Source organism: Sphingomonas sp. BL-S-28 (assembly GCF_055521515.1).
This window is the reverse complement of sequence record NZ_CM145483.1, coordinates 2,037,665-2,055,082: the sequence shown is the minus strand read 5'-3', so window position 1 is coordinate 2,055,082 and position 17,418 is coordinate 2,037,665. Positions and strand designations below refer to the sequence as shown.

Here is a 17,418-nt window from a genome sequence, read left to right as displayed (position 1 = left end):
TGCGTCAGTACACACCCAGAAACCGGCCATCCGCATCGAAGCGGCAGTTGAAGAATTTGGTGCCTTTGCTTCCGTCGCGGCGGTCGTACCAGCCCTGCACGATATAGCCGCTGCGCTGCTGGATCGGGGCATTGGCCGTGACTTCACTGGGGCGGCGATCGAACCGGGCACTGGCCTCATTGCGACAAATCCGGGAAAGTTCGTCCCCGGCGACGTAGCCGCGCGAAGATGAGCCACCGCGATCATAATCGGCAGCGCGACGATCATTCGGGCCTGCGCCCTTCTGGCAGTCGGCTGGCAGCGTCGGCGTGACCGAACTGTAGCGTCCGTCCATGGTCGCGATGCTCACGCATTGGCGGCGGTCCTTGCTCCACCAATAGGAATAGCTGCGATCGTCGCCCTTCTCACCACCCGCATTGCGATACCCGCGACGTTGCAATTCCGCCTCGGCCTGCCCGGCGCGCGCTCCCACCATATCCTCCAGTCCCGTAGATTGGCCGAAAGAGGGTGACGACGTGAAAGCCATCGCGAGAGCCGCAAAAGCTATGACGCGAGAAAACAGAGGCATACGAGCGTCTCATCTTCGAGAATGGGGCTTACACCTTCTAATTTCGATGAATCTTGAGCGCTATAGGAATCTGCTCCCCGATAGACGCGGAGGTAGAGCGAGAATGCCCCGGCACGCGCCGCTGAAGTGATCCGCCGGCGGGAAACGATGCCGGCCGGCACGCTGCGTGTTCCCTACGACCTGCCGCGCGGCCTGCTTGCGGCTGCGCTGCTGGAACCGGAGGCGATGGACTCGTTCCTTGCCTGGGGTTTCTTTCCCGGCATGCTGGGGAAGCCCAACAATCCGGACCGCTTCGCTGCGATCTCGATTGCCGAAGCGCGACTTGCCTGGATCGTCGCGCGCTCGCCATTCAAGATCGAGGAGATGGCGACTTATCCGATCGGCCGCGAGATATAGGAACGATCCTGCGCGGATGCGGGCTCCGCGCAGGATCGCTTGCTTGATCAGCCTTATCGCGCGACAGTCACACGCAGATACGTCGCGGGGATCACCGTGGTGTCTCCGCCTGCCTGGTTCTGCGCGTCGAACAGCGCCTGCAGTTCATTCTGCAGCGCCTCGCGCCTCCCGTCCTTTCCTGCCGCTTCGAACGCGTTCATGGTCGGGCCGTAATAGTCCCGGAATACCGAGAGGAACGTGCCGGCCGGGCCGGGATAGCGGAACGTGTACGTGGCGCGCTCACACCGGATCCGATCGGGCGCGATGCCGGCGGCGGCGAAGCGTTGTCGCACCACGTCTTCCTGCCCCCAGCTTACCGGACTGACAAAACCCTCGGGAGGAGGCGGCAGGAAGGCTGCGCTGATTTTCAGCACTTGCGCGACCAGCGTCGGATCGCCCGGGATCCAGTTGCCCATCACGATCCGGCCGCCTGGCCGGCAAACCCGAACCATTTCCGCGGCAACGTCGTTCGGGCGCGGTGCAAACATGGCGCCGAACATGCTGACCACCAGATCGAAGCGTGCATTCTCCAGACCGGTCAGCGCACTGGCGTCCCCTTCCACGAAATGCAGGTTGGCAAGCCCCTCATCACGGGCCCGCACATTTCCTGCGGCCACGAGATTGGCGGCGATGTCGACGCCAAGGACCTCGGCGCCCCGGCGGGCCATGGGAACCGCAGTCGTTCCGTCGCCGCAGCCAAGGTCGAGCACCTTCATCCCCGGCGCCGGGGATATCCATTCAACGAGTTCGTCGCCGCTTTCCCGCATGGCTGCGGCAAGGCGCGTAAAATCTCCCTTTTCCCATAATGCCTTGTTGGCATTGACGGGGGGCGTGGCCGGCTTTTCAAACGACGACTGGGCTTTATCCCGCACATCCTGCGCAGTATTGGGCTGCATCCTTACTCTCCATCTGGTAGGCCATCTTGCGGGCCGATTTGCCGAGGATAGTACGCGCCAGTCGGCCATGCTTGACCTTTTCATGGATATTTCATGGAGAAGTGCAGGTTTGTCCAGTGACGCCCATCTTGTCTTCTGCTTTTCCGAATTCGAACTGGATACCGGCAAGTTCGAACTGCGCGCAAAGGGCGAAGCTTGCCATGTAGAGCCGCAAGTTCTGTCGCTGCTGCTACTGCTCGTCAGCAATGCAGAGCGCCTGGTCGGCAAGGATGAGATCGTCGAAAAGGTCTGGGGCGGAAGAGCGGTCTCCGAAGCTGCGGTTGCTTCTCGCGTCAAGGCAGCCCGGCAGGCGCTGGGTGACGACGGAACGCGGCAGGCATTTATCAGGACCGTCCACGGAAAGGGTTTCCGTTTCGTCGGATCGGTCGCACCGGTAACGAAAGCACCGAACGCGGCGGCGCCCCTCCCCCAAACTGCCACGGCGGTTACTACTTCCGAGCGCCCGGCCATCGCCGTCCTGCCCTTCCGCATCGTAGGTCCACCGGGCCCGCTGGCCTTCGTGGCGCAGGCACTTGCGGACGAGCTGATAACCGATCTTTCGCGGCTCCACTGGCTGCTCGTAATCGCGCGGGGATCGACGTTTCGCTTCCAAGGCAGCGATCTGGGCACCGAAGTCGTGGGCCCGGCGCTCGGCGCGCGCTACTGCCTGACCGGGACATTCGAAGAAGCGGGTCGTTCCGTCATCGTCACGACCCGCCTGCTCCGCACCTCGGACGAGGTCGTGTTATGGTCTGAACGCTACACGGCTTCCCCCGGTGAGTTTCGAACCCTGCGCGCCGAAATCGTCGCCAATACGGCTGCCAATCTGGAAACGCGGATAATCCAGCACGAGGTTGCATGTGCCCGCCAGCTGGGTGAAGCGGACCTCGACGCATGGGCCTTCTACCACCTTGGGCTGGACCACATGTTCCGCTTCAATCGATCCGACAATGCGCGTGCGCAGGCATCGTTCGAGAAAGCGGCCAGATTGGATCCGGGCTTCGCCCGCGCCTATGCCGGCCTTTCGTTCACGGCATTTCAGGACAGCTTTCTCCAGTACTCGAAAGACTGGGCGAGAGCCAACGATCTGGCCCATGGCTTTGCCGAGCAAGCCGTCCGATGCGACCCACTCGATCCCTTTGCGCAATTGTGCCTTGGCCGCTCGCTCTGGCTCGCTGCCGCGCCGGTCGAGAGCATCGAAATCCTCTCCGACACCATTGCGCTTTCGCCCAGCTATGCGCAGGCAATCTATTCGCGGGCCTGGGCCGAAATGATACTGGGCCAGGCGGATCGCAGCGATCAGGACGCCGCGCTCGCGTTGCGCCTGAGCCCGCTCGATCCGTTGCGCTACGCCATGCTGGGGGTCCGATCGGTCAGCGCGTTGCTACAAGGCAACTTTGAGGCTGCGGCGGGGTGGGGCGAAAAAGCCGCCCATGCGCCCGGTGCCCACAAGCATATCTCGCTTATCGCAGCTTTGGCCAATCAGGCCGGCGGGAACAGCCAGCGGGCCGCACACTGGGTGCGAAAGGCGCGGGAAGCCGATCCTGACATTTCCGCAGACCGGTTCCTGCAGTCCTTTCCTTTTGCGCCTTCCGAAGGGCGCGAGAATCTCGAGAAGGCGTTGCAGGCGCTCACATGCAGCGGGCTCTGACCGGCCCGGATCGCTGCCCACGGCCCTCGATCATGACGCGCGGGCTTACTGGGCCGCGTTCCTCTCGGCATTGAGCCGCTCGACCAGTTTTTGGATCTCGTCGGGATTGAGAATCCAGGTGCGGGTCTTGCGGCCTTCGCGGAACACCGGCCGCGTCAGCAGGATGCGCGCCTGCTCCTTGGCGAAAGGCTTGAAGAGCGAGAAGTGCATCACGCATTCGAGCATCGATCCGATCACCGGCGTCTTGCCATCCAGATCGATCAGCGTTGCGGGCTGGTCCCAGGGAATGTTCATCATGAGGCGCGCCTATCGCGGGTTATGGCGAATGCAAAGGCCGAATGCATTCACCCGCACTACCGACAGTTCCCGAAACAAGTCATGCACCAGCTACCTCGCTAATCAAACTGGCTGAGAATATCCGAGAGCGCCGGACGCAAACGCTGGATCTCGTCGCGGTGCGCGGCAGACAGTTCTTCCAGGATCCCGAGAGCCTTGTCCGTCAACCGGAGCAAGGCACGGCGACGGTCATTTTCGGCCGTCTCCCGCGTGATCAATCCCACTGCCGCCAGCCGGTCGATCAATCCCGTCGCGCTATGAGGCTTGAGCACCAGTTGCTCGGCGACATGCCCGACGGTCGCCTGATCGGGGTGCGCAGCGCGGATTGCCAGCAAGGCCTGATGCTGCTGCGGCGTTAACCCGACGCGCGCGGCATGCGCCTCGCTGAACGCCAGAAACCGGCGGATCGTGTGCCGGAATTCGGCCAGCGCCGCGTAGTCGGCATCGTCCAATGGGATATCCATCGCCGTCACGGCGGTCTCCAAGGTTGTATTATATCGCGTTGCGATATATCTGCTCCGCCAAGCGCGGCAGCAAGGCGATAGCAGAAGATGTCAGGTACACCCATTCGCTCCGGCGAAAGCCACCCCCTCGGCGACCACAGCGTCGATAGCCGGATGCCGCTGCTGGCCGTGATGGCCACGGTAGTTGGCGCTGGGGGAGCGCTGGGCGCCTGGGTTCTGGTCAAGCTGATCGCCGTGGCCACCAACCTGTTCTGGTTCGCCCGCCTCTCGGCCGATACCGTTTCCATTACCGACGCCTCGGTGGGTTTGATGGTGATCGCGATCCCGGTGATCGGCAGCCTGATCATCGGCCTGATGGCCCGCTTCGGCTCCGACAAAATCCGCGGCCACGGCATTCCGGAAGCCATCGAGACCATTCTTTACGGTGAAAGCCGCCTGTCCCTGAAGGTCGCCATTCTGAAGCCGCTCTCTTCGGCGATTTCGATCGGCAGCGGCGGCCCCTTCGGCGCGGAGGGGCCGATCATCATGACGGGCGGCGCCATCGGCTCCCTCTTCGCCCAGTGCTTTCATCTGAGCGCTGCCGAGCGCAAGACTCTGCTGGTCGCCGGCGCGGCAGCGGGCATGACTGCCATATTCGGCACACCGCTCGCCGCGATCCTGCTGGCCGTGGAAGTCCTGCTATTCGAATGGAAACCCCGCAGTTTCGTGCCGGTCGTGGTGGCGGCGATCATCTCCTATTCCTGCCGCCCGTTTCTGCTTGGCACCGGCCCGATGTTCGCCATGACCGCTCCTCTGCCCGGAACCTCCTGGGATCTGTTTGCCTCGGCCGCGCTTGGCATCGTGGTGGGCATCGAAGCCATGCTGCTCTCAACCTCGCTCTACCGCGTAGAGGACTTGTTCCACAGGTTGCCGCTGCACTGGATGTGGTGGCCGGCGATCGGCGCGATAGCGGTCGGCCTTGGCGGCCTTGTAGACGCCCGCGTGCTGGGCGCCGGTTACGCCAACATCGATGCGCTGCTGAACGGTTCGCTGGCGCTGAAACTGGTCGTTTCGCTGCTCGTCATCAAGGCGCTGGTGTGGTTGATCGCGCTGGGGTCGGGCACATCGGGTGGGGTGCTGGCACCGCTTCTGATCCTGGGCGGCGCGGCGGGCTTCCTGCTGGGGCAGTTCCTGCCGGGAGATCCGTCGTTCTGGGCGATGATCGGCATGGCCGGCATCATGAGCGGCGCAATGCGCGCGCCGCTGACCGGCGCGCTGTTCGCGGTCGAACTCACGGGCCATTTCGAGGCTATTCCCTGCACGATCGCCGCTGCCGCCGGCGCCTATGCCGTCAGCGTACTGTTCATGCGCCGATCGATACTGACCGAAAAGATCGCCCGGCGCGGGCGGCACGTCCTTCAGGAATATACCGTCGATACGCTCGACCTGCTGCAGGCCGGCCAGATCATGACCCATGCCCCGGAAACCCTGCCCGCCTCCATGACGACCGCGCAGGCCGTGGCGTTCTTCGCCGAAGAAGCCCGACACCGCAGTTATCCCGTGGTGGACGCGGATAACCGTCTGGTCGGGATCGTTTCACGTTCGGATGCGCTGCGCTGGCAAACGACAGCAGGCACGCAGGACGTTTCCCTGGGCGAGACGATCTCCGATGCCGACTTGCCAGTGGCTTTTCCCGAAACACCTGCGGGTCGGGTCGCTGACCTTATCGTCGAGACAGGAATCGGCCGGATTCCGATCGTGGACCAAAGCAGCCGTATGGTGGTGGGCCTGCTGTCACGGCAGGATCTCCTCAAAGTTCGCAGCACATCCCGAATGGCGGAAGTTGGACGCTCACGCTTCGCTTGATTCTCCGTCGAAGATCGGAACACCATCCACCGAACTTCGGCCCCCAGTGACCAACCCCAAGTGACCAGCCCCATCGTCAGAACGCCTCAGCCGGACAATAAGACCTGAGGAAATCCGGATGGGATGGCATGCTGGCTGCGATTTGGGAAATCTCGGACCGCATCCGATCGAGATGGCCGCGCAAAGCGGCTTCCGGCATCATTTCGGCAAGGCGGTGGTAGCCGAGGGGATCGAGGCGCTGCCCCAGCAGCACGGAGGTCCAGCTATCGACGCGGAACAGTTCATCCTCCAGCTTGAAGGCACGCGCGTCTTCGCGCCACAGGTCCAGCCGCTCCTTCAGCGAATCCGGAATGTCCATCGTCCGACAGCGGCGCCAGAAGGGGGAATCGTCCCGCTCGGTGACGTGATAGTGTAAAATGATGAAATCGCGGATGGATTCGAATTCCAGGCGCGATTTCTCGTTGAAATGGTCGATCAGCGCTTCGTTGCAACCGTTGAAGGGGAAGTCCTGGATCAGCCGGGTGACGGCCGCCATCATCAGGTGGATGCTGGTCGATTCCAGCGGCTCGATGAAGCCGCCGGCAAGCCCCAGGCCCACGCAATTGCGGAACCAGCTCTTTGTCCGCATGCCCGTCTTGAAACGCAGGAGCCAGGGCTCAATCGTCGGCTCGCCGTCGATCTGTTCCAGCAGCTTTGCCCGCGCTTCGTCGTCCGACATGAACTCGCTGCAGAAGACGAGGCCGTTGCCTTCCCGGTGCTGCAGCGGGATCTTCCAGCGCCAGCCCGCCTCGTGCGCGTAGGCGCCGGTGTAAGGCTGGGGCGGATTTGATGATCGCGACTGGACGGCGACGGCGCTGTTGGTGGTGATCCAGCGCCCCCAATCCTCGAATTCTACACCAAGGGCCTGACCCAGAAGAAGCGAGCGAAAACCGGTGCAATCGACGAAAAGGTCGCCTTCGATCCGCTCTCCGGATTCCAGCGTCAGCGCATCGATGAAGCCGCTTTCGGGATGGAGATCGACATTGCGGATCTTTCCTTCGATCCGCTTCACGCCGGCCGGCTCGGCAATGGCGCGCAGGAAGCGGGCGTAGCGGCTGGCGTCGACATGATAGGCATAGCCCATGTTCGGCGCGGCGCTCAGCGACATGCGGTTGGCCTCTCCCGCCACCCATTCCAGGCAGTATTCGCCAAGTTCGCCGCCAAATCCGCGCGATTGTGCGTGCAGCCAGAAGTGATGGAATTCCGCCATCCAGGACACGCGCGAGCCGATCGTGCCGAAAGGGTGGATGTAGCGATCGCCGGCGCGGCCCCAGTTCCTGAACTCGATCCCCAGCTTGAAGGTCGCCTGCGCGGCGGCCATGAACTCGGCTTCCTTGATCCCCATCAGGTCATGGAAAGTCTTGAAGGTCGGCACGGTGGATTCGCCGACGCCGACGGTCGAGATTTCTTCCGATTCGATCAGGGTTACATCGATCAGCGGCCCCAAATGGCGTACCAGCGCCGTGGCTGTAACCCAGCCGGCGGTGCCGCCGCCAGCGACCACGACGCGTTTCACCACACGGTCCGAAGAAGGATCCTGCTGCATTTCCACTTCCCATGATGGCGGCATCGGGGGCCGCATTGTACGGATAATCGAAAGGTTGTGTCCGGCTGAGCGGACAATTCAAAGGGCTACGGACAGCTCAGGTGGCCCCGGCGGCGGGACGTTCCGGCGCTTCGTCCCCATCCTCGTTCAAATTGCCCAGCGCGCCGCTGGCCCGGGCACGGCGGCCGTAGACCAGTTCGAACAGGGGGGAGGCCATCAGCGTCGTCACCAGCGCCATGACGACGAGCATGGAGAACAGCGCCGGGCCGATGATGCCCTTCTGCAGGCCGATGTTGATGATGATCAGTTCCATCAATCCGCGCGCGTTCATCAAGGCGCCAACGGCAAGCGCGGTCGGATTGTCCTGCCCGGTCAGCCGGGCCGCAGCCCAGCAGGCAACGCCCTTGGCCAGGATGGAGCCGATCAGGATGACCAGCGCAATACCGGCGAGTGCAACGCTGTTCACCAGCGTCAGCTGTGTGTTGAGGCCGGAGAACGTGAAGAACATCGGCACCAAGAGCGCCAGCGTAAAGGGTTCCAGCTGGGATTTCAGTTCACGGCTGAGCAGCCCGCGCGGCATCGCCACGCCCAGCAGAAATCCGCCGAACACCGAATGGAGCCCCGCCGCGTCCATGGCCCAGGCGCTGAGCATGAACAGGGCGACGATGGTTGCGAGCAGCGGCGGTACGATGCGGCCCTCGCGCTCTGCCCAGCGTGCCAGCGGCGCCAGCAGGCGCGGACCGGCCGTGAGCATGAACAGCGCGAACAGTCCGCCGCCCACCACGGCCTTGATCGCCACGACCGGCCCGCCGCCGAAGCTGGCAAGGACGATCGCCAGCACCGTCCAGGCGCCCACATCATCGATCGCCCCGGCCGACAGCGACAGCGAGCCGAGCGGCGTGCGCGCCAGCCCGCGCTCCTGAATGATGCGGGCAAGGACGGGGAAGGCGGTGATCGAGATGGCAGCGCCCATGAACAACGTCGCCTGGAAGGTGCTGACCTGCGGCCCGAACAGGTTCATGCCGAACAGCCAGGGGGTCATCGCCACGGCAGCCAGGAAAGGCGCCGCCATGCCGGAGAGGGACACGGCAAAGGCGCTGCGGGCATTCACGCGGAAATGGTCGGTCCTGAAACCAAGGCCGACGAGAAACATGTAAAGCCCCACGCCCAGTTGGGCACAGACGTAGAGGACGGATTTCGTTTCCTTGGGAAACAGGAAATGCTGGATGTCCGGGGACAGTAGCCCGAGAAGCGAGGGGCCGAGCAGGATGCCGGCGATCATTTCGCCGATGACCTGCGGCTGGTCGAAGAAGCGCTTCATGGCCCAGCCAGCCGCGCGGCATGCGGCGATGATCACGAACATCTGCAAGAAGAACGCGACGCTCAATTCCGCAGGACTCATGCACGTCTCCCAAATACCCCGGCCGTCGCGCTTTGGTTGCGCGGCCATTCGGGCGGGGAAGTGAGCCGGGGTTGACCCGACACGCAAGCAATTTCCTCGGCAGCAGCGTTCTCCGGAACCGAATTTCGGAGGTTGGCGGCGGTATGTTGCCGATGCGCCACAAGTCCCGGAAATGCATCATTGATTGCGATGTCATACCGAGCCGGAAATGCTTGCGCACAGGGTGCCCGCCACCCGCGCGGCCACAGACGCGTGCGAAGGATGAGAACCCCATCAATGCAAGTCCGGCGCACTGACAGTGGTCGCCGTAAGTCCCGGCAGGTTCGATCGCCGCAGCGATCCATGCCGTCCAATGTACCATCAAGGGCCCTCAAGGCCCGAAACCTGATGAATTCAGTTTCGTCACCGGCTACTCCCAATTCAAATTGGTCTGACCAAATTCACGGTGCGGGGCTGCAATTATACGCGCCACCGTATCGCACAAATAACCGATGTTGGAGATGGCGGGATGCGCTTCGACCATGCGCATCCTGCTGATGCGAACCTCGGACGAAGAACGGATATGGCGAACAACCATCTTTTTCGTCTGCTCGGCCCGGTACCGCTGCTGAACAACCGACAATTCCGAATGAACACAAGTCAGCCCGCCGCAAGCGCGGGCCTCAAGCAAACGGGAGAATGGCAAGTGGGCGATATCAAGCGGGTGCTGAAAACAATGCTGCTGGGCTCGGCCATCGTGAGCGCGGCATTCGCTTCGCCTTCTGTCGTTGCCAAGGATCGCACTGCGGCCCAAACCACCGCCGCCCGGCCCGCAATCGACCTGTCGCATGGCTGGCGCTTTCGTTTCGGCGATGAACCCGCGTCAGTTACGGGAAGCGACTTCGACGACCGCGACTGGCAGCAGGTCTCTGTCCCGCACAGCTGGAACCACATCGGCGCCTATACCCTGACACGCGGCGCCGAGACCGATAACCGGCAGGGGGTGGGCTGGTATCGCCTCTGGGTCGATGGACCCAAGGCGAAGCCGGGCGATCGCCAGTATCTGGACTTTGCCGCGGTCAGCAAGCTGGCCGAAGTGTGGGTGAACGGCCGTCACGTCGGCACCCACATGGGCGCGTTCGCCCGCTTCCGCCTTGACGTTAGCGACGCATGGAAGCCGGGCCAGCGCAATCTGGTCGTGGTCAGTGCCGACAACAGCAAGGTGGAGCCCGGCAGTTCCACCGCCGAAGTCATACCGCTGTCCGGCGATTTCTTCGTGCATGGAGGCATCTACCGCGAGGTTTCGCTGCTCCAGCTTCCGGCTGCCTCGATCGACCCGCTCGATTTCGGCGGCCCCGGGGTCTACGCGCACGCCACAAGGATCACGCCGGAAAGCGCAGCCGTCGAAGTCCGCACGAAGCTGCGGAATGCAGGCCCGACGCCTCGAAACCTCACGCTTGCAACCGAGATCCGCGACGCGCGTGGCAAGATCGTGGCCCAAACGGTTCAGCCCGTCATTTTGGCGCCCGGAGCCAGCGAGCAACACGTAGCGCTGGACATTGCCCACCCCCATCGCTGGGACGGCAGGGCCGATCCCTACCTCTACTCGGTCACCTCCATCCTTACGGACGGCAAGACACAGCTAGATCGCGTGACGCAGCCACTGGGTCTTCGCACGTTCCGCTTCGATGCGAATGCCGGCTTTTCCCTAAACGATCGGCATGTGAAACTACGCGGCGTCTCCCGCCATCAGGACGCGCTAGGCTCTGGCTGGGCTCTCACACCGAAACAGCATGCCGAAGACATGGCGCTGATCGAGGAACTTGGCGCAAACACCATTCGCCAGGCCCATTACCAGCATGCCGACGCCTGGTCCGATCTGGCGGACAAAGCGGGCATGGTCGTCTGGGCCGAGCTGCCTTACGTCACCACGCCCAGCGTATCGGGAGGTAAGGGCTCGGACGCTCTGTGGACCAACGCCGAGCAGCAACTGCGCGAACAGATCCGGCAGAACTACAACCATCCCTCGATCCTGATGTGGTCGGTCGGCAATGAAGTGGATTCGGCCAAGGGCTTCGGCCAGAAGGGCGCGCCGCCGCAGCCGCTCGCACTACTCCAGCACCTCAATGCAATTGCAAAAGAGGAGGATCCGGACCGTCCAACGACATTCGCGGACTGCTGCGAGGGCCTCGGCCTTATCCAGACCGCCGGCGAGAAGCTCGCCGGAACGGCGGACCTCATCGGCTACAACCGCTATTACGGGTGGTACTATCCCAACCCGCTGCAGGCACGGGCGGACCTTGGCGACACGCTCGACAAGCTCCACCGCGACCATCCCGCGCTGCCCCTATCGCTGAGCGAATACGGCGCAGGCGGCGCGATCAGCCAGCACAGCGACGACGTGCTGAGCGGCTTCGTCAATTTCGTCGGCCGCCCTCACCCCGAAGAATATCAGGCATGGGTCCACGAACAGACATGGCCGAGCATCGCCAAGCGTGATTTCGTCTTCGCCAGCTGGGTTTGGGCCATGTTCGATTTCTCCAGCGACCTGCGCAACGAAGGCGATGCCGTCGATCTCAACGACAAGGGTCTGGTCACCGCAGACCGCAAGGAGCGCAAGGACGCCTTCTGGTTCTACAAGGTCGCCTGGAGCGATACCCCTGCCCTGCATTTCGCAGGCAAGCGCTATGTCGACCGGGCCTACCCGGTCATGGATGTGAAAGCCTATTCGACTGCCCCGTCCGCGACCCTCACGATCAACGGCAAATCGATCGGCTCGGCGCCTTGCACCGATTTCGTATGCGAATGGAAGAACGTCGTCCTTCGCCCCGGCGCGAACGCGGCAGTGGTCTCAACGACAACGGACGGCAAGACCCTGCGCGACACGGCCACCTGGAACGGCCCTGATCTCGAACGCAATGGCCTGCGGATCAATACCGGCAGCCTTGCCGGGCTGGACCTTGGCACGCGGCATTTCGGCTCGGACACTTTCGTGAAAGGCGGCAAGCCTGTGGTGCTCAACCTCGTGGGCTTCGGCGGCCGCTCGATGGCGCCGATCCGGCAGGTGCAGGCCGCCGACCCGGCGCTGTTCGACTACTGGCGCGATGGCGATGCCTACGCCTACGACATCCCGCTGCCCAACGGCCGGTGGACGGTAACCCTTCATCTGTTCGAACCGCGCAAAACCGCCTCGCCCGATCAGGCGCTTACCGTGAAGGCAAACGGTCAGGCTGTCATCCAGGGCCTCAATATCCTGAAGGAAGCCGGCGCCCCGCTCAAGGAACTGGTCCGCAGCTTCCCGGCCACCGTCGCCGATGGCCGCCTGATCCTCGATTTTTCAAGCGTCTCGGGAAATGCCGCCTTGGCCGGGATCGAGATTTCGCAGTGAACGCCGCAAGCCCGAATTCCTTGGAGAGCAGCATGTTTGACAGGCGCACCTTTCTGGCATCGAGCGCGGCGGCGGCCGCGCTTTCGGCCGGCGGCGTGAGGGCCGCTAATATTCCCGGTGAAATGGTCCAGGTCGATACCCGCACGATTGCCGGCGCGCTGCCGCATGTCTGGGAGGAATGCGTCGGATCGGACCGCGCGGCGATCACCATGCGCGAGGAATGGCGGCAGGACATGCGCTTGGCGGTGACCGAAGCCGGCATCAAGCGCGCCCGGTTCCACGGCATCTTCAACGATGAGCTCGGCGTCTTCGGCAAGAGCATTCTGGAGATGCGCCGGAACGGCGGGCCGAACTGGCTCAATGTCTACCGTGTCTACGACGGCCTGCTCGATGTCGGCGTCTCGCCTTATGTCGAACTCAGTTTCATGCCCGGCAAGCTCGCTTCAGGCAAAACCCAGTTCGGCTTTTACGGCGGCAATATCACGCCGCCGACTTCCGATGCCGAGTATGCCGCCTTCATCAAGTCGTTCACGGCGGCGATGGTGGATCGCTACGGCATCGAAGCCGTACGCAGCTGGCCTTTCGAAGTTTGGAACGAACCCAACCTCTCCTTCTTCTGGACAGCTGACAAGCAGCGCTACTTCGAGATGTACAAGGCCGCCGCGACCGCCATCAAATCGGTCGATCCGCGCATTCAGGTCGGTGGTCCTGCAACCTCGAAGACAGCGTGGATCGGCGATTTCGGGCAATGGTGCGCTGCGAATAACGCCCCGGTCGATTTCTTCGCCACCCATGTCTACGCCGGCGACGATCAAGACGACGTCTTCGGCAAGGGCAGCCCCCGACGCGGCATCAACGACGTCATCCCCGATGCCCTTGCCAATGCCCGGCGCACGATCGATGCCGGTCCCTTCGCGGGCAAGCCGATGTGGCTGTCCGAATGGTCGTCCGACAGCCCGGCGATGATCGCTCACGTCATCGCCAACAGCATGGTGCACTGCGCTGGCATGTCGCAGTGGACCCTCAGCGGCATGTACGAGGAACTCGGCGTCGACGACTACATGCTCAAGGAAGGCTCTATGGGATGGAGCATGATGATCGACGGCATCGCCAAACCCTCGTTCAGCACCTATCGCCTGTTGCATCGCCTCGGGACGCAGCGCCTCGCCGCTCAGGGGCCGGCACTGGCTTCAAAAGACAGGAACGGGCGGATTTCCGTACTCGTCTGGAACCTTGCGGAAGTCGACCAGCCGGGGGGAATCCCGGGCATGACCTCGGAGCGCAAGATCGCAGGTGGGCCCAAGAGGCTGACTCTGCAGCTTGACGGGATCAAGGACCGCAAGACGGCCGAAGTCCGGTTTGTCGATTGGGAACGCGGATCGCCCATGCCGACCTGGCGGGCGATGGGCTCGCCCCGTTATCCCTCGCGCACCCAGATCGCACAGCTGCGCCAGGTTTCTCGGCCGGTGGTGGAAACCCGCCGTCTGAATGCGGACGGCACCCTCACACTCGAACTGCCTCCAGAGGGCCTCGCTCTCGTCGAGCTCGCCTGACCCATGCGCCCCGGCATCAACCCACGAAGGGATGCTGCCGGGGAGCGGCGTTTGCCTCACCAGTTCCACATCGTTCCGTCGTCAAGGCGCGCCACCGGAAGATAGGCCGGCTTGTACGGATACTTCGCCGCCAGCGCCTCGTCGATGTCGACGCCGTGGCCCGGCGTCTCGCCGCAGAACAACTCACCCTTTTCGAAGCGGTAGTCGTGCGGGAACACCGCGTCGGTCTCTTCGGAGTGGCGCATGTATTCCTGGATGCCGAAATTGGGCACCCAGGTATCGAAGTGCAGCGCGGTTCCCATGGTGACGGGCGAGAGGTCGGTGGCGCCATGGCAGCCGGTCCGGATCTGGTAGAGGCCGGCAAGGTCGGCGATCCGGCGCAAGTGCGTCAGACCTCCGGCACCGACTATCGTGGCGCGGATATAGTCGACCAGCTGGTTCTGGATCAGGTCCTTGGCGTCCCAGATCGTGTTGAAGATCTCGCCCACAGCCAGCGGCGTCGTGGTGTGCTGGCGCACCAGCCTGAAGGCTTCCTGGTTTTCGGCAGGTGTGCAGTCCTCCAGCCAGAACAGCTGGAAGGGCTCCAGGGCCTTGCCCAGGCGCGCGGCTTCCATCGGTGTGTAGCGATGATGTCCGTCGTGCAGCAGGTGATGATCGAACCCATATGTTTCGCGAAGCTTTTCGAACAGCTTCGGCACGTAATTCAGCGCCTTGTGCGTATCCCATCCGGTTACCGAAGGCAGCGCCGCGTCGGCAGGCTCGTAGTAGAGCTTGCCCCGGCCGACACCATAGGCATCGCGGATCCCGGGCACGCCGGTCTGGGCGCGGATCGCCTTGTAACCCATGTCGATATACTGGCCCACCGCCTCCACCGTTTCGGCGATGTCGCTGCCGTTGGCATGGCCATAAACCATCACGCCGTCGCGGCTGCGGCCGCCCAGCAGCTGGTAGAGCGGCATGCCCGCCATCTTGGCCTTGATGTCCCACAAGGCCACATCCACCGCCGCGATCGCGCGCATCGTCACCGGGCCGCGCCGCCAGTAGGCGCCGCGATAGAGGTATTGCCAGATATCCTCGATCCGGCGCGGGTCCATGCCGATCAGACAGGGCGCCACGTGATCCTCAAGATAGGCGACCACCGATTTCTCACGCCCGTTGAGCGTGGCATCGCCGATCCCGTAGACGCCCTGGTCGGTCTCGATCTTGAGTGTGACGAAATTGCGGCCCGGACAGCTCACGATCACTTTGGCCGATTGAATTTTCATGTGTCGACTTGATCCCGGCTAGTTTAAAGCACGCTAGATTGCGTTTACCAGTTAGAGAATATTGGTCTTACCACAACGATAAGGTGGAAAGCTATGCCAGGTATCATGGGGGCGAAGCCGCCGCTTGGAGCGGATCCGGCGGCCGACGATGACGGTCGGCTATACCGCCGCGTGGCCAAGGCGATGATCGCCGAACTGCAATCGGGAACTTATGCGGTGGGCGACCGTATGCCGGCGGAGCGCGACATTGCCATCAGCATGGGCGTAAGCCGGCCCGTCGTGCGCGAAGCCATGCTCGCGATGGAAGTACTGGGCCTTGTCGAGGCCCGGCTGGGTGCTGGCACATTCGTGATCCGCCTTCCCGGCGAAGTCGACAACGAACCGGAATTCGCGGTCAGCCCATTCGAACTCGTGGAAGCCAGACTGCTCATCGAGGGGGAAAGCGCGGCTTTGGCGGCGCGCCATATCAGCGATGAGGAACTCCAGCGACTGGAAGAACTCGTCAAAGCCATCCAGCAGGAGAACGCCGAAGAAAATGGCGGCGAGAATGCCGACATGGCCTTCCACATGACGATCGCCAGGGCTGGCCGAAACAGTGCCATTGCCCGGACTGTCGAACAGCTCTGGACACTGCGGTCCACCTCGCCGGAGTGCCGACTGCTGCTTGAGCAAGCCCGGACGGCCAATGTGAAGCCGGTCGTAGAGGAACACCGCGCCATCCTGACCGCGCTGCGACAGCGTGATCCCGTCGCCGCGCGTGGGGCCATGCACGCGCACCTCAATGCCGTGCTTCAGCACCTTCTGTTCGCTGTCGAGGAAGAGGCGGTCGCTGCTGCGCGCCAGTCGGTTGCCGCCACGCGGGAACGGTTCCTGCGCTCCGCTAAGGAAGTGTAGCCGCATTAATTCGGCAAAATGAGGGCCCCAGGCGCGTTGTGCGCCGGGCTCGCCAAAACTTAGGCCGCCCTGCCGCCGTCGAGCAGCAAGGTGCTGCCGGTCATGAACATGGCCATGTCCGATGCGCAGAAAAGAATGGCGCGGGCGATGTCATCAGCGAAGCTGACCCGGCCCAGCCGGCTGGACAGGCTTCAGCTTGTGCGCCACAATATCTCATAAACGAGCGCAATGAAGATCGGTTGCCGGGCACGAAAAGGCAGGCGAACTCTTGCCGAGCGCCACAAATGAGAGGGAAGGAATGGTTGCCAATCGCGTCGTCGTCGTCACGGGCGGAGCGTCAGGTATCGGGCTCGGCGTCTCGCGGCTATTCGCGAGCAAGGGCTACCCGGTGGCGATGCTCGACGTCCAGCAAGAAGCTTTGGAGCGCGAAAGTGAAGCGCTTCGGGCACAGGGCGCGCGTATTGTCGCGCGAAAGGTGGACGTTTCCGATCGGGAGAGTGTGGAAACCGCCTACGCCGCCGTTCGCGAAGAACTGGGCCCGATCGCGATCGTGGTCGCCAATGCCGGCATTTCCGAGAGCATTCGCTTTCAGGACGTGACCGTCGACACCTGGCAGCGCATGATCGACATCAACCTGACCGGCGTTTTCCATACGGTTCAGGCCGCCCTGCCCGACATGGTCGATGCCGGTTGGGGCCGTGTCATCACCATCTCGTCACAGGCGGCGCAGTCCGGGGCATCAGACCGCGCGCACTATTCCGCCGCCAAGGCCGGCGTGATCGGGCTGACCCGTTCCCTTGCCCGCGAATTCGCCGGCCGGGGCATTACCGTCAACACCATCCCCCCTTCGGTCGTCGCCACGCCGATGGCCGAGGCCGGCATTGCAGCCGGAACGTTTCCGCCACTGGAAGTCATTTCCCAGCATATCCCGATCCCGCGTCCCGGTACGCCGGACGATATTGCAGCGGCCTGCGAATATCTCGCTTCGGATGGCGCCAGCTACGTCACCGGCCAGGTACTCGCCGTCAATGGCGGCATGTTCATCGGATAGGGGCGGATCACCGGCGACAACACCCCGGCAAGGCCGATCGCCTCGCCGGGGCCGTCCTCACGCCCGC

16 protein-coding genes are annotated in these 17,418 nt (G+C 63.2%); 7 read left to right on the top strand and 9 right to left on the bottom strand.

The window, feature by feature from the left end; all coding sequences use genetic code 11:
* Nucleotides 1–4: 4 nt before the first annotated feature.
* Complete coding sequence (locus ACZ1JC_RS08600; protein WP_465139964.1) at nucleotides 5–475, bottom strand: hypothetical protein; 471 nt, start codon at nucleotides 473–475, stop codon at nucleotides 5–7.
* Nucleotides 476–715: 240 nt separating this feature from the next.
* Here ACZ1JC_RS08600 and ACZ1JC_RS08595 point away from each other — a divergent pair, with 240 nt between their 5' ends.
* Complete coding sequence (locus ACZ1JC_RS08595) at nucleotides 716–964, top strand: hypothetical protein (protein WP_465139965.1); 249 nt, start codon at nucleotides 716–718, stop codon at nucleotides 962–964.
* Nucleotides 965–1,017: 53 nt separating this feature from the next.
* On the opposite strand, the gene ACZ1JC_RS08590 is transcribed toward ACZ1JC_RS08595, so the two are convergent.
* A complete protein-coding gene (locus ACZ1JC_RS08590; protein ID WP_465148487.1) occupies nucleotides 1,018–1,968 on the bottom strand; it encodes a class I SAM-dependent methyltransferase in 951 nt (316 codons plus the stop codon).
* Nucleotides 1,969–2,008: 40 nt separating this feature from the next.
* Between ACZ1JC_RS08590 and ACZ1JC_RS08585 the strand changes: the two genes are divergently transcribed.
* Nucleotides 2,009–3,589: a winged helix-turn-helix domain-containing tetratricopeptide repeat protein gene (locus ACZ1JC_RS08585; RefSeq protein WP_465148488.1), complete on the top strand. Its 1,581-nt coding sequence runs from the start codon at nucleotides 2,009–2,011 to the stop codon at nucleotides 3,587–3,589.
* 45 nt (nucleotides 3,590–3,634) lie between these two features.
* On the opposite strand, the gene ACZ1JC_RS08580 is transcribed toward ACZ1JC_RS08585, so the two are convergent.
* The gene (locus tag ACZ1JC_RS08580) at nucleotides 3,635–3,886 is read right to left on the bottom strand and encodes a hypothetical protein (protein ID WP_465139967.1); all 252 of its coding nucleotides are present in this window, start codon (nucleotides 3,884–3,886) and stop codon (nucleotides 3,635–3,637) included.
* A 98-nt stretch (nucleotides 3,887–3,984) separates the two neighbouring features.
* Nucleotides 3,985–4,389: a MarR family winged helix-turn-helix transcriptional regulator gene (locus tag ACZ1JC_RS08575; protein ID WP_465140264.1), complete on the bottom strand. Its 405-nt coding sequence runs from the start codon at nucleotides 4,387–4,389 to the stop codon at nucleotides 3,985–3,987.
* A gap of 87 nt (nucleotides 4,390–4,476) precedes the next feature.
* Here ACZ1JC_RS08575 and ACZ1JC_RS08570 point away from each other — a divergent pair, with 87 nt between their 5' ends.
* The gene (locus ACZ1JC_RS08570) at nucleotides 4,477–6,234 is read left to right on the top strand and encodes a chloride channel protein (RefSeq protein WP_465139968.1); all 1,758 of its coding nucleotides are present in this window, start codon (nucleotides 4,477–4,479) and stop codon (nucleotides 6,232–6,234) included.
* Nucleotides 6,235–6,310: 76 nt separating this feature from the next.
* Here the strand turns inward: ACZ1JC_RS08570 and ACZ1JC_RS08565 are convergent, their stop codons facing one another.
* The 3 genes from ACZ1JC_RS08565 to ACZ1JC_RS08555 all read right to left on the bottom strand — a co-directional run bounded on the left by ACZ1JC_RS08565 (nucleotide 6,311) and on the right by ACZ1JC_RS08555 (nucleotide 9,906).
* Nucleotides 6,311–7,819 (bottom strand): tryptophan halogenase family protein, encoded by a 1,509-nt coding sequence (locus tag ACZ1JC_RS08565; RefSeq protein WP_465139969.1) that lies wholly within the window; start codon nucleotides 7,817–7,819, stop codon nucleotides 6,311–6,313.
* 97 nt (nucleotides 7,820–7,916) lie between these two features.
* Nucleotides 7,917–9,221, bottom strand: coding sequence for a cation:proton antiporter (locus tag ACZ1JC_RS08560; protein ID WP_465139970.1), 1,305 nt, complete (start codon nucleotides 9,219–9,221; stop codon nucleotides 7,917–7,919).
* 409 nt (nucleotides 9,222–9,630) lie between these two features.
* The gene (locus ACZ1JC_RS08555; protein ID WP_465139971.1) at nucleotides 9,631–9,906 is read right to left on the bottom strand and encodes a hypothetical protein; all 276 of its coding nucleotides are present in this window, start codon (nucleotides 9,904–9,906) and stop codon (nucleotides 9,631–9,633) included.
* On the opposite strand from ACZ1JC_RS08555, the gene ACZ1JC_RS08550 reads away from it, so the two are divergent.
* Together ACZ1JC_RS08550 and ACZ1JC_RS08545 are read left to right on the top strand one after the other, a co-directional pair.
* Nucleotides 9,907–12,588, top strand: a complete 2,682-nt coding sequence (locus ACZ1JC_RS08550) for a glycoside hydrolase family 2 TIM barrel-domain containing protein (RefSeq protein ID WP_465139739.1) — start codon at nucleotides 9,907–9,909, stop codon at nucleotides 12,586–12,588.
* Between the two features lie 32 nt (nucleotides 12,589–12,620).
* Entirely contained in the window at nucleotides 12,621–14,141 is a 1,521-nt protein-coding gene (locus ACZ1JC_RS08545; protein WP_465139740.1) for a GH39 family glycosyl hydrolase, read from the top strand.
* Nucleotides 14,142–14,197: 56 nt separating this feature from the next.
* Here ACZ1JC_RS08545 and manD read toward each other — a convergent pair whose 3' ends face one another.
* Nucleotides 14,198–15,406 (bottom strand): D-mannonate dehydratase ManD, encoded by a 1,209-nt coding sequence (manD, locus tag ACZ1JC_RS08540; RefSeq protein WP_465139741.1) that lies wholly within the window; start codon nucleotides 15,404–15,406, stop codon nucleotides 14,198–14,200.
* 93 nt (nucleotides 15,407–15,499) lie between these two features.
* Here manD and ACZ1JC_RS08535 point away from each other — a divergent pair, with 93 nt between their 5' ends.
* Nucleotides 15,500–16,300 carry a FadR/GntR family transcriptional regulator gene (locus tag ACZ1JC_RS08535; RefSeq protein WP_465139972.1) on the top strand — a complete coding sequence of 267 codons (801 nt, stop codon included), beginning with the start codon at nucleotides 15,500–15,502 and terminating at the stop codon, nucleotides 16,298–16,300.
* Between the two features lie 59 nt (nucleotides 16,301–16,359).
* Here ACZ1JC_RS08535 and ACZ1JC_RS08530 read toward each other — a convergent pair whose 3' ends face one another.
* On the bottom strand, nucleotides 16,360–16,476 hold the full coding sequence (locus tag ACZ1JC_RS08530; RefSeq protein ID WP_465169067.1) for an SDR family oxidoreductase: 117 nt from the start codon (nucleotides 16,474–16,476) through the stop codon (nucleotides 16,360–16,362).
* Between the two features lie 122 nt (nucleotides 16,477–16,598).
* Between ACZ1JC_RS08530 and ACZ1JC_RS08525 the strand changes: the two genes are divergently transcribed.
* Nucleotides 16,599–17,351: an SDR family NAD(P)-dependent oxidoreductase gene (locus ACZ1JC_RS08525; RefSeq protein ID WP_465139973.1), complete on the top strand. Its 753-nt coding sequence runs from the start codon at nucleotides 16,599–16,601 to the stop codon at nucleotides 17,349–17,351.
* Nucleotides 17,352–17,418 lie beyond the last annotated feature (67 nt).